The organism is Polaribacter sp. HA6-7 (genome assembly GCF_055693625.1).
Window position 1 is genome coordinate 2,909,896 of the sequence record NZ_CM146338.1, and the last position, 13,093, is coordinate 2,922,988.

Below are 13,093 nucleotides of genomic sequence, written 5' to 3' on the forward strand. Positions count from 1 at the left end.
TTTAAAGTTGTTTTATTTCCTTCGGAATTTGATTTTTTATCAATTGATTAGAAATCAAAATATCGAAAGTATTGCTTGAAACTAGTTCCTTAATTTTATTTGTAATCTCAAAAGTTTTATAATTTTCAGGAATGCCTTTGGTTTCTGTTTTAAACTTTCCGAATACAGCTTTTAAAACTTTTAAAGGTTTATTACCTGCATCAACCTTAATATGTTCTCTCTCTTCTGCATAAATTTGATGTTTGGTATTACCTATTTGGTATTCCATTCTTAACTCTTTTTTGTATCCCATTGCTGGATCACAATCACAAAATGCTCTCGACATTTTAAAGTCTAATTCACCATCAATTATAGCATTATTTACTTTGTCTGTAATATCGATTAAACCTTCTTGAAGAAACGTTCCGTATTCTGCTTTTACAATTTCTAAGTTAGAAAGAAGCTCTGATTTTGGTTGTTCTAATTCCATTTTAACGGATGTTAAATGGTTTGCTATTGTTGGCTTTTTGAATACAATAAAAACAGATTCTTCAATCCCTAACTGTAAAGGAATTGTGGTTGTTCCATCTTCATTTTCTTTGAAGACCACCACATCTTTTATTTTACCTGTTTCTGAATTCCACAGTTCAGGTTGTTTTGCAGAAACTCGAAAACGCGCTACAATATCTCTTGCTTCTTTTCTAGCATTGGCGATAAAATAAATATCTGCATCATCAGTTTTTCTATGGATGAAACTCAAATCTGTTTGATCGCTGCTTTCTATTTTAAAATCGGGTGTTTTTTCACTTAAAACTTCGCTAACAGAAATGTCTTTTACCAAATCTTTTCCCCATAATTCATCAACATAAGTTTTAACAACTTCATCATTTTTGGGATAATCAATTAAACTTGGCGATTGCGTTGGTTTTTTTCCAATAACAACTGCACCACCTTCAACCAATTCTTTTACTTTTTTTAAGGTTTCAGGTTTTATGAAATTAGACTCTGGTAAGACTAAAAACTTATAAGTGTTACCTACTGAAGAATAAATTGTTCCGTTTTTAACAGTTAAGTCTTTCAATTTATTAGCACCAATCAAATCATAATCAAAACCCATTTTTTTAATTTCGGTTTTAGAAAAGCCGTATTTGGTGATGATTCTCCAGTAAACACTAAAACATCGGCCACATTTTCACCTTGCTGTAATAAAAATTGAGAACGTGCTATATAGTCTAAAAATCCTTTTCCTTGATTCCACCAAGTATTATTTCTATTAAAATCAAACCCGTGATAACTCAATGCCAAACCAGGTGCAACATCCCAAGGTTGATGTACATAAGAATGAAAAATAAAACGTGTAATTCCTTGTGTCCAAGCTTGATCTCCAATTGATTTTATGTCTGCTGGATGCTTGTCCCAACCACCAATGCCTGTAAATGCTTCTGCACCAACAATAGCACTTCCGTTTAAATGTGCAATAGAAGACACAAATTTTGCCGAATCAAAAAACGGATATCCTCCACTCCAAAATTCACACATTACAATATCTCCTGTTGCACCTACTTGCATATTATCAAAAGGACCCCAATAAGGTTCAACAGAAAATTTCATTCCGTTTTTATGACATAATTCTGCGAAATACGCATAATAGTTTTCTGCGATTAAATCGCCAATAGTTCTTCTAAAATCCCACAAAAAACGTTCTGAAATCTCACCACTTTCAACATAATATCCTGCTAGAGTGGGCAAATATGAGGTTAAATCGTAACCTCTTAAATTCTCGAATTGCGTATCAAATCCTGCAGTCCAATTGGTAGTTTCTACCTCATAACTATCAATTAAACAATTATTAACAGTGGTTCCTATTAAATCGCCTAACTTATCGATTATGGGTTGTACGCCATCTTTCCAATAGGCGTCTACCGCTGTTTTACTCATTTTATCAACTTCTAAACCTTTGGCTTCTGGTGGTGCTGGTCTATTGGTTGTTCCAATTGGTGTCTGCCCAAGTCTTAAAATAATCCATTCTCCTTTTGGTACATTCCAATCTAAAAATCCGTCTTTAGAAACTTTATCTGTTAAATTAATAATAGTTTCCTTTTGAATAATACTCGTTTTTGGAATGTCTTTAGTGTCCGGTAATAAATGATTTCGAACACGTTCAGATAGCATTTTATAATCTAAACCATCTATTTTTTGTGGCGTTTTGGGTTTTGGAAATGCCAAAACTGCAATGTCTTTATAGTATTTAAATTTCGTTTTTGGTTGTGGTAATTGCGCTTTGTAATTTTGATTTCCATTTAATTCAACTTCGCTAAAAACAACAGTTTGCATTGCATTTTCCTCGGTTATCCAGGGTCCACCACTAGAAGACCAACCTGCACTGTTATGAAACGCCAGCTCTAAGCCCAAACGTTTGGCTTCTTCCGCAGAAAACTTGAATAAATCTAACCATTCTTCACTTAAATATTTTACTGGACCTTTTGGAAATCCTAAATGCACGTTAAACAACTGTGCTTCTTGTATGCCAACAGCTTTCATTGATTCCAAATCTTTTGTAACGCCAGATTTAGAGACGTTACCGCTTATCCAATGCCACCAAGTTACGGCTTTAGCTTCGTTTGGCGGATTTTTAAAACCTTCTTCTAAAGTAACAGTTTGTGCTTCTTTTTCCGAAGATAAATTGCACCCCAAACCTAAAAACAGAACAACTAAAATGACTAACTTTTTCATTCGTTATTTTCTTTTTATAATTTTTGAAGTCAATATCGTAACAGGTCCTAATAAACCTGAAGGCAATAAATCATCCGTTGCTTTTTGAAATGAATAAGCACTAAATGTTTTACGAGGTCCTTCGGAAGTGGTTGATTATTTCTATACCAATCGGCATTTTTTTGTATTTGCCTCTATAATCTTCAGAGCCAAAACCTTTTTTTGACCTTCTTACATCATACTCCGTTTGATTGGGTAATTTTTCATCACCAATTAAACGATTCGTCCATTGGTTTGTCACTTGAATTTCTAAAGTATTTTCTTCTTTTAGAGCTGTTGTTACATTTAAAGCGTGAGGCGCTATCCAACTTACCCCAACATCTTTTCCGTTTACCAATACTTTTGCGATCACACTAACCTCGCCTAAATTAAGTTGAAATTGTCTATTCGATTGCAACATTTCTTTTTCTATGTTGAATGTTGTTGTATAAATTGCGGTTCCTGAATAGTGTTTTATTTCTTCTACTTTACTTGTTCTCCAATCAAACAATTCATCTGTTTTTATGGTTGCTTCGTAAAAATCTTGTGCTCTAAAATTGATTTCCCAATTGCCTTTTATTTCAACAGGATTAGGAATATCACTTACATTAATAGTCCAGTCTTCTGCATGATTTACTTTTGCAGTGTAGTTTCCATTTGCATAAACTTCAGCCTGTAAATTATTTTCGTTATCTAAAGTAAAAGAAGGTTTTGGTAAATTGTTAGATTGTTCATAAACCACTTTTGTTTGTTTATTTTTTGCTACTTTAAAAACAACAAAAACCGATTCTTGAGAATTCATTGGAATAGCAATATTGGTTCGTCCATTTTTAGTGGTGTATTCCACTAATTTGGTAATCTCTCCAGTTTCTGCATTCCATAATTCTGGTACTTTTCCTTCTACTAAAAAGCTACAGTTTAGTACTTCCTTTTCTGTTAAATTATGATTGTACACAAAATAAATATCTTCTTTATCTGTTCGTCTGTGGTAGAAATTAAAATCGGCTCTCCTTCTACAATTAGATCTTTTTGGATTGTATTTTCTTCAAAAATTTGTTCCCATTCTCCCGTACTGTATGTTTTTGTATTTGACCAAATCTCTTTTACAAGTCTGTCAAATTCAGCTTGCATTTCTTTAGTTATATTGTAACCTCCTAATTTTTTAGGTTTTTTACCCACAATTAAAGCGCCTTGTTGCGATAATTTATGAATCCCTCTTAAAGTTTCTAAGTTGACGATATCGTTTCTTTGCAAAGACAAAGCATTATACGTAATACCATTAGGTAATTTTAATTTTCCGTTTTCTACTGTTAGTCGATTTACAATTACATCAGAATTTACACAGTCGTATTTATAAGCTGCTGGAAGTTTAGGTCGCATTTGGTTGGCGTGAATAACGTGACTTGGCGCTCTATCACCCACAAAAACCAATACATCTAACACAGGATTTCCTTGGCGTAACATATATGAACCTCTTGCCAAATAATTGAACCATTCTGGACCTGCATTGTCCCACCAAGTTTGTGTTCTATCAATATGAGAACCCACAAAACTCATACTCATTCCTGGTTTTACATGTGTATTTGGCTGGTGTGCAAAACGATGGAACATATACTCATTGATTCCGTTTGTCCACTCATAATCTCCTTTTTGTTTTGCTAACGCTGGATGAAATCCCCAATTTAATTTAGTACTTGTAAAGGCTTCCGCAGAAATTACATTTTTCCCATAAATATGACCAGCAGATACCGCTGCACGTTTGTGTTTGTTTGGTTTTCCTAACCAAAACTCTCCCATTGGAATATCCGCATTTCTACCAGCATCTAAACTATTAAAAGGACCCACAAATCCGTAAGGTTCTATATAAGATATCAAACCATCCTGATGACATAATTCTGTGAAATAATCGAAATAATTGGTTACCATTAAATCACTTACCAATTGTTTCATATCCCAAAAAACGGATTCAACAGTTTCTTTATTTTCTATACTTTTACCTGCGTACATCAATAAAAACGGTGTAAAATCGTAACCAAAACGTTCTTCGAATAGCTTTTCCATATCGTTCGTCCAGTTTTGTGGGCCAACTTCATAACTATCAATTTCTACATATTGTAAAGCGTTTGGTGCATCAACTTTTGCTTGTTCAACCAATTTCCCTACAAAGGCATCGTAATGTACTTTTAATGCTTTTTTACTGAATTTATCGACTTCCAATCCTTTACCTTCTTCTGAAGAAGGTTCGTTGGTGGCTCCGAGAGACTGTAAATCCAAAACGCATAATGGTCCAGTTTCCTTCGGTAATGTTATTTTTAAAACACCATTGGCATCCATTTTATCACTTAAAATAAGAATGTCTTCTTTTTTTATGAATGCTTTTACATCAGTTTTACCTATTGGACGTCTATTTTTTCTGTAAGACGTGTACTCCATAATATTTCCTAAAACAGGACTTGCAGAAAGTTGCATTTCGTAAATCCCTGCATCCATTTCGGTTTCTATCCTAAAATAACGTGCTGTAACAGGTTTAAAACTTTCGTAGAAATAACATTCGTCTTTCCCAATACGTTCTTCTCTAGGTTTGTGAGCTAACGTAAAATTGACACCATCGTTAGATTTTAATAAAGTCAATCGTCCTTTACGTTTATTGATAAAAACATTCATTGATTGAATGGTGTGTGGTTTTCCATAATCATATTGCACCCAACCTTTTGCTTTTAAATCTGCATGTGTATTGGTATGTTTGTCGGTGGCTAAAGCGATATTAAAACTTTTATCCGAAGATGTGATTATAGGATTTACAGTGTCATCAATCAATTCGGTTTCTAAAGATGGATATGCCACAACAGCAATGTCTTTGTAATAGTTATGTCTTGCTGGTGGTTGTGGTAATTTTATGTTAATTGCTTTTCCTCCGTTTGCAATTACTTGGCTATTAACCACAACTTTCATTGCATTTTCTGGAGCTATCCAAGGTCCTCCACTAGAGGTCCATCCATCACAATTATGAACGCCAAAACTTAACCCTAATTTTTCACATTCTTTTGCACCATGTGCTAAAATATCTCTATGTTCTTGAGAGTTGTATTTTACATCGCCTTCGGCAATCCCATAGATACATTAAAAACCAAAACACCACCAATACCTGCATCTTTTATGGCTTTTAAATCTTTGGTAAAGCCTTCTTTAGAAGCATTTCCGCTGTTGATGTGATACCAAGTTCTAGGTTTTGATGCTTGAGGCGGATTTTTAAAACCTTCTTCTAGTGTAAAATTTTGGCGTTCCTTTTTCTTTTCATTACAATTACTGAAACAAAAGCAAAACATTATTAACAAAATGTAACCTAAATTCTTCATTAATTTTGATTCAATTTTTCTAGAGTATTATCAAAAGCATCCTCTTTAAATAGTTTACGAGCCTTTTTTAAATCTGCTATTAACTTTTCTTCAGAAGGTTTTTTGTCTTTAATTTGTTTGTATCGCCATTCTTTTTCTTTAGTTAAAAAAGGCAACATAAATTGATAGCCTTTTTTTATGCTGCTACCATCTTCCGAAGATAAGTTCCAAAGATTTACACCTACTTTTTGTCCTATCTCTGCTAATTGTAAAAATCCGTGTAAGTTCATTACTGAATAAGAAAAAGATTTTGTTCTTTTCAGCTCTAAAGGTTGTCTCCCATCCGGTTTTATTTGACTAAAAATTCTTGCTTTTGTTATTGTAGATAGATATTCTTTTACTTCTTCCGTTCTATTTAGATACATTAAAATACTTAATAACTGTACATCATAATGAGTCGCATGATTGTTTTTTCTTGTAGACTCCTCTATTCCTAATTTGCTATTTTTTAACCAATTGCTATAATCTGTAAACCAGTTAATCATACCTTTTTCAGTTTGCTTATCAAGTACGCCTTTATACTTAGCTAATTCAAGAAACTCTACAACCTCTATAAGACCATCAAATTCAATAATACCAAAACACCTACCTTCTGATTTACCAGGAACATATTGCCCAAAATTTACATTAGGATTCATTTTAGTGTTTTCGTTTAAAAACCAAGTTTTGATGAACGCTATATTTTTGTTAGCATATTTTTTATTATCACTAAAAAAGAATGCATTTTTTAACGTTTTTACAGCTGAAATAAAATTCTTTTTCTCAACAAAATCTGTAAAATTATTACGTGTTTCTGGATTAATTTCTCCATCTTTTCTAACATAAGGTAAGCCATTTGATGTTTTTGGATTCGGCCACCAATAAGGACCAATACTCATATAATCGTGCTTATTCTTACTCGGAGGAATACCCGTTTTTTTGTTACAGAAAAACCATCAACCTTTAAAAGGTCATCTGCTTTAGCTAATAGTTTATGATAGTTTTCTACAGATTGTTTATCACCATTTTTAATTAGTGATTTTTGAGCTTCTAAACTTTCATAATCTATATTAGAAACTTTATTTGTATTGTTTTGGGTGATTGAACATCCATATATACTTATGAAAAGTACAAGAATCAACTTTCTAAAAAACGCAAATTTATTCTTCATAAAACTCTAAATTATCTTCAATTAATCAATAAACATTTCATCCAAATAAGGGCCACTTTTCCCTGTGGTTTCTAATCGAATATTATTGGCTCCTGCTTTTAATCTGATAATAGTTGGCACAAACTTCCAAGATTTTTCCCAACCACCAGTTGCTTTAAATTTTAAGGTTCTTATGTATTCATCATTTACAAACAATTTCATTGGATGAAATTCACCAATATTGTTGTGCATATACCTGAAACGGATGCTGTAATCACCAGCTTCACCGTCATTTTCTTGATAAAATTCTACTGAACCTTCTTTGCCTTTAAAATCTACAAAACCAGTTCCTTTAAAACGTCTTGCATTTCTGCTTGCAGTAGCACTTCCTTTTAAAATTCCTTCTTCTGCAGAAATATTTACACCTCTACCAATCCACATATCTTTAGAATGCTCATCACCCCAAAATAAACCTTCGGTTTTACCAAAAATTTCTTCCATGTTTAATACAATTTCACCATTCTGTTTTACAATGGCTTTTACAGTGGTATTGTCATTAATTTCGAAAGCTCCGTTGTAAACTTTTCCGTTAGTTTCAGGATTATCTCCATTTGTGGTGTATAGAATTTCTAAGTCAGTAAATTCTGATTTTCCTATTACGTTAAATTGATTGGCTATGATGAAAATTTTGTTTGAAGTATACAAAGCTTTATCGCCCAAAATAGCTCCTGTAATTATGGACGCTTTTTTTGCATTGGGTTGTTCTCTTAAAAACAGTCTTGTTTTCCCAAAAAACAAAGCTCTAAAATCTGATTTTGTTCTACTTGTAGGATCAATAGGGTTTCCATTTTCCATAGAAACCTTATTTACATCTCCTTGAATGTTATAATAGATTTTATTTTCTCCATAAGGATACAAATTATCGTTTGTGTCTAAACTTTCTGAAGTAATGATATAACTTGCCTCAAAACTATCTTCTGCTGCTAATTTACGGAGACTTGTTTTTAATTTTGATGGCTGTTTGCTTGTACTAAAAGATGTTCTTTTTACTTCTTTACCACCAATATATGCTACTGCTTCTAATTTCCCTTCTTGATAAGGCACCATCCATTCGCATTGCATTTCATTCCAAACAGTTCCTGGTTTGTCTTTTCCTAAAGATTTTCCGTTTAAAAATAGTTCCACCTCATCTGCATTCGAATACACCCAAACCGGAATTACAGTCCCTTTTTCCATTCTTGGATGCGACCAATGTGGTAACATATGAATCATTGGTTCTGTTGTCCATTGACTTTGGTAGAAATAAAACAAGTCTTTTTTGAATCCTGCTACATCTAAAGCGCCACCCATAAATAAATTAAAAGGCAAACCACCATGCACCAAACCTGCTTCTCCATAATAATCAAAACCTGTCCATCTAAAATGACCACTATGCCAAGGATTGTCTCGCATCACTTCCCAATATTTTCTTGCAGAAACTCTTACAGTAGCATTATCGTAAGACGAATTGAAACTCTGCTTTCTATTTCTCCAATTTTTAGGATTGATGCCTTCGTAAAAGAAAATTTCTTTTTCGGTTAAATTTGGTAGTTCATATGTTCCTGGTAATTCGTTATCTCTCCACCAAGTTTGTGTTCTGTAATAACCTCCGGTTTGCCAAGTATGTGGCGCTTCTGTAGAAATAAAAGGTTTCTCAAAAGTTCTGCTTTCTATAAACGATTTTGTTTCAGAACCGCCATTTACTCCTGTAATATCCATATCTTCTGGATTTCCTGCACCTGATGTGAATAAACGTGTTGGGTCTAAACTCCTTCCAAACTTCACCAATTCTGGTCCAATAGGACTATGTGTTTCATTACCTAAACTCCATACAAAAATACTTGGATGATTTCTATCTCTAGTAATCCACTCTGTAACATCACGTTGCCACCATTCATCAAAAGCTTGTTTACCATAATCTTGTGGTGCTTTTTTATGCCAACCATCAAAAATCTCATCCATTACCAACAAACCAATTTCGTCACAGATATCATAAAACATTGGCGGAGTTGGGTTGTGAGATGGTCGAATAGCATTGATACCCATATCTTTTAAACTTTGCAATTTCCAACGCAACATAGGCTTTGTCCAAGCCCCTCCAACAGGACCACCTTCCCAATGTTCGCAAACTCCTTTTAGTTTTACATTTTTTCCATTTAGCCAAAAACCAGTTTTGGTTTCCCATTTAACCGTTTTGAATCCGAAAGTAGTTTCTATTTCATCGATGACTTTTTTTCCATCTAGAATTTGAGTGACTGCTCTATATAAACTTGGTGTCTCTGGACTCCATAATTGTGGGTTTTTAACTTCTAATTTTACAACTGGAGTTGTTATTTTTAATTTTTCAGAATTATTATTGATTTGTTTTCCTGAAGGAGAGAATATTTTTACATCATAGCTCAATCCTTTTTTAAGTATTGTAATTTCAGTATCAATGGAAACTGTAGCTTTCTTTTCTGAAATTGAAGGTGTTTTTATAAAAATTGAATTTGGTTTAAAATGAACAAGATTCACTTCAATTAATTTTACTTGCGCGTAAATTCCACAAGGATGATACCAACGAGCAGAAGGTTCTAAACTATTATCTACTCTAACAGCAATTGTATTTTTTCCTTCTTTTAAATATTTTGAAATATCGTATCGAAAACTGATATAACCATAAGGTCTTTTGCCTAAATGATTTCCATTTACCCAAACCTCACTGTTCATATACACTCCATCAAAATTGATATAGGTAATTTTAGAAAGGCTTTCTTTTTTTACATCAAAATACTTTCTGTACCAACCAATTCCTCCATCATGATAACCACCACCTTGACCTTGATCTCCTCCTTTTCTTACGCCTTTTTCAAAAGACCAATCGTGTGGTACGTTTAAGTTTTGCCATGAAGAATCATCAATATTCTCTTTTGAAAACGAGGAGTGATCTGCCAATATAAAGTTCCAGCTGTTATTGAAATTGGTTTCTATCCTTTGACTTTGCAGTGAAAAAACCTCAAACAAAAGTACTAAAAAGAAGAAAAAGTTTTTCATGTTGTTAACTATTTGGATCCTAATTAACAAACTTAACTTTTACTTAATGATATTTAATCCTGTGGTGTCATGACGTCTTTTTTAAGTAGTATTAAATTTCTTTAAATATTCGGACGGAGTTAGGTTGTACTTTTTCTTAAAACATTGGCTAAAATACTTAGTTCTCTTAAAACCAACTTTATAACTTACTTCACTAACGGTAAATTTATCTAACTCTAATAATTTTTTAGCATGATTTAATCTAATATCTTGTATAAAATCTTTAGGAGTTGAGTTGGTCCAAGCTTTAATTTTGGTAAAAAGCATGGAACGACTTACCCCTAATTCTTCGCCAAATTGAGTTATATTAAAATCTTCATTTGCTAAATTTTCTTTAACTATTTCAAATGCTTTTTTTAGCAATTTTTGGTCTAATGACGTTAAAGAAACATCTGAAAATTCTATGTTTTGGTTAGATGTAAATTTTTCTTTTAATCTTTGTTTCGATTCTAATAAGTTTCTAATCTTTAAGTTAAACTCTTTTAAATCAAAAGGTTTACTAATATAATCATCTGCACCACTTTCTAAGCCCTCAAATTTATATACTAAAGAAGTTCTAGAGGTTAATAAAATAACCGGTATATGACTAGTTGCAAGAGTTGTTTTAATTTTAGAACATAATTCTGTACCAACCATTTGCGGCATTACAACATCACTTATAATTAAATCTGGTAAGTTTTTTATCGCCTTATTTAATGCAATTTTTCCGTTTTCTGCTTCTAGAATATTGTAATTCGGTTTTAAAATTTCTTTTATAAACGATCTTAATACAGCATTATCTTCTACTACAAGAATGGTAAATTTCTTTTCTGAAGCAATCAAATCTTCTATATTTTGCTTTTCTTTTACTTGTGGAATCTCCATTTGAGTTACATACTGAGAAACATCATCACTCATTTTAAAGTTCTTAACAATCTCATTTTCTGATAAATGAGTTTTACCTAATTTTAACTTAACAGAAAATACTGCTCCTTTAGGTTTTTCATTTCTTACAGAAATCTCGCCATGATGAAGTTTTACTATGTTTTTTGCAATAGAAAGTCCTATACCAGTACCTTTGGTATAATCACCATCTAATTGTTTATGTGCTGCTACTTCAAAAAAGCGATCAAATATTTTATCAATATATTCTGTCGAAATACCAACTCCAGAATCTTTTACACTAATAATTATCTCTTCAGCTTCTTTTTTTATGTCGATTAAAATTGATCCTCCTTCTTTGGTATATCTAAAAGCATTGGATATTAAATTATAAAAAACTCTTTCTAATTTATATCTATCATAATAAACATTTATTTCTTCTTCTTGGGTAAAGAACTTATAATCATAGTTTCCGTTTTTTGCATATTCAGAAAATGATAAAAATATTTCTTTTAGAAATTTTACAATATTTCCTTCTGCTGCTTCTAATTGAAAATGGTTACTTTCTAATTTTCTAAAATCCATTAATCTATTAATTAATCTTAATAGATGATTTGTACTACTTTCTATAATTCTTAATTTTTTATACGTGGCGTTTGTACCTGTGTAATCTTGAATTATATTTTGTAATGGACCTATAATTAGTGTTAAAGGGGTTCTAAACTCATGAGAAATATTTGTGAAAAATTGAAGTTTTGCCTTATTTAATTCTTCATTTTTCTTGTTTGCAATATATTCTAGCTCTAATTTGTCTTTTAGTCTAGATTTAGATTGAACTATCCAAGAGATTCCATAAAATAATCCAAAAATTAAAAGGAGATAAATAGTATATGCCCACCATGTCTTCCATGGTGCTGGATGTATAATTATTTTAATATTTGTTGTTTTCGTATTCCACACATTATCGTGGTTTACAGCTTTTACTTGAAAAGTATATGTACCTGCTGTTTGAAGTGTAAAAAAGGCTTCTGTTTGTGTTGTGTAGGTCCAAGAATCATCTAACCCTTTTAAACGATACGCATACCTGTTCCCTTTAGAGTTTATATAATTTGGAAGCGCATAACTGATAGAAAAATTTGAATTATTATGATGTAACTCTAATACATCTAAGTAGTTTAAACTTTTCTTTAAAACCCCTTTATTTATTTCTACTACTTCATTTTTAATTTTTAATTTAGACAAAACCACTTTGGGTACATCTGTAATTTTAGTAATATTTTTATGGTTAAAAGTTGTAATCCCATAAAGGTCTCCAAAATAAAATTGATCGTTAATTTTTAATCTAGAATTTTGTCTAAAATCATTATTTACAATACTACTATTTTGATCGTAAACAACGCTTTTATCGCTTATTGAATTGTATTTTACAACACCCCTATCTGTACTTAGCCAAAGAACTCCTTTTTCGCCTTCTAAAATGGAGTTTACAGAATAAAACATATTTCGATTAGATATGTTAATTTTTTTATTTTATCGCCATCAAGTCGATACAAACCTCTTGTTTTACTACCAAACCAACAAACATTATTTGAATCTTTAAATACTGCACTAATATTATACTTTACTAAAGGCCTGTCTTTAAAATAATTTTTAATATTTACTTTTTGTTTTTGATTAAATTCTAATTTAGAAGCGCCTCCTAATCCGCCTATCAACACGTTATCTTTACTATCAACAGCAATACTTTTTATAATATTTGTAACCAACCTAGGTCTTGCAAATTTTCTTATTTTTTGGTTTTTAAGTTATAACGAATAAGCCCTTTACCAAAGGTTGCTATATATAAGTTTTCTTTAGAATCTTTTTT

Annotated in this window: 8 protein-coding genes and 1 pseudogene; all 9 read right to left on the bottom strand. The window is 31.9% G+C overall.

Annotated features, from left to right (window positions below):
- Window position 1 precedes the first annotated feature (1 nt).
- Window positions 2-1,096 carry a glycosyl hydrolase gene (locus ACZ1HD_RS16260; RefSeq protein WP_472688033.1) on the bottom strand — a complete coding sequence of 365 codons (1,095 nt, stop codon included), beginning with the start codon at window positions 1,094-1,096 and terminating at the stop codon, window positions 2-4.
- Window positions 1,075-2,712, bottom strand: coding sequence for a glycosyl hydrolase (locus ACZ1HD_RS16265; protein ID WP_472688034.1), 1,638 nt, complete (start codon window positions 2,710-2,712; stop codon window positions 1,075-1,077). Before ACZ1HD_RS16265 ends, ACZ1HD_RS16260 begins: the two co-directional genes overlap by 22 nt.
- A gap of 109 nt (window positions 2,713-2,821) precedes the next feature.
- Window positions 2,822-3,685 (bottom strand): glycosylhydrolase-like jelly roll fold domain-containing protein, encoded by an 864-nt coding sequence (locus ACZ1HD_RS16270; protein WP_472688035.1) that lies wholly within the window; start codon window positions 3,683-3,685, stop codon window positions 2,822-2,824.
- A pseudogene (locus ACZ1HD_RS16275) lies at window positions 3,667-6,086 on the bottom strand (glycosyl hydrolase). Before ACZ1HD_RS16275 ends, ACZ1HD_RS16270 begins: the two are co-directional and overlap by 19 nt.
- Window positions 6,086-7,003, bottom strand: coding sequence for an alginate lyase family protein (locus ACZ1HD_RS16280; RefSeq protein WP_472688036.1), 918 nt, complete (start codon window positions 7,001-7,003; stop codon window positions 6,086-6,088). The pseudogene ACZ1HD_RS16275 and the gene ACZ1HD_RS16280 overlap by 1 nt, the downstream one beginning before the upstream one ends.
- A complete protein-coding gene (locus ACZ1HD_RS16285; protein WP_472688037.1) occupies window positions 7,000-7,275 on the bottom strand; it encodes a hypothetical protein in 276 nt (91 codons plus the stop codon). Before ACZ1HD_RS16285 ends, ACZ1HD_RS16280 begins: the two co-directional genes overlap by 4 nt.
- Before the next feature lie 21 nt (window positions 7,276-7,296).
- On the bottom strand, window positions 7,297-10,227 hold the full coding sequence (locus ACZ1HD_RS16290; RefSeq protein WP_472688038.1) for a glycoside hydrolase family 2 TIM barrel-domain containing protein: 2,931 nt from the start codon (window positions 10,225-10,227) through the stop codon (window positions 7,297-7,299).
- A gap of 180 nt (window positions 10,228-10,407) precedes the next feature.
- The gene (locus ACZ1HD_RS16295) at window positions 10,408-12,726 is read right to left on the bottom strand and encodes an ATP-binding protein (RefSeq protein ID WP_472688039.1); all 2,319 of its coding nucleotides are present in this window, start codon (window positions 12,724-12,726) and stop codon (window positions 10,408-10,410) included.
- Entirely contained in the window at window positions 12,711-12,992 is a 282-nt protein-coding gene (locus tag ACZ1HD_RS16300) for a hypothetical protein (protein ID WP_472688040.1), read from the bottom strand. The genes ACZ1HD_RS16295 and ACZ1HD_RS16300 overlap by 16 nt, the downstream gene beginning before the upstream one ends.
- Window positions 12,993-13,093: the final 101 nt, after the last annotated feature.

Excerpts from the sequence above, each read along its gene's own strand:
- ACZ1HD_RS16260 (WP_472688033.1), bottom strand. The coding sequence starts at position 1,096 with ATGGGTTTTGATTATGATTTGATTGGTGCTAATAAATTGAAAGACTTA.
- ACZ1HD_RS16265 (WP_472688034.1), bottom strand. The coding sequence starts at position 2,712 with ATGAAAAAGTTAGTCATTTTAGTTGTTCTGTTTTTAGGTTTGGGGTGC.
- ACZ1HD_RS16280 (WP_472688036.1), bottom strand. The coding sequence starts at position 7,003 with ATGAGTATTGGTCCTTATTGGTGGCCGAATCCAAAAACATCAAATGGC.
- ACZ1HD_RS16285 (WP_472688037.1), bottom strand. The coding sequence starts at position 7,275 with ATGAAGAATAAATTTGCGTTTTTTAGAAAGTTGATTCTTGTACTTTTC.
- ACZ1HD_RS16295 (WP_472688039.1), bottom strand. The coding sequence starts at position 12,726 with ATGTTTTATTCTGTAAACTCCATTTTAGAAGGCGAAAAAGGAGTTCTT.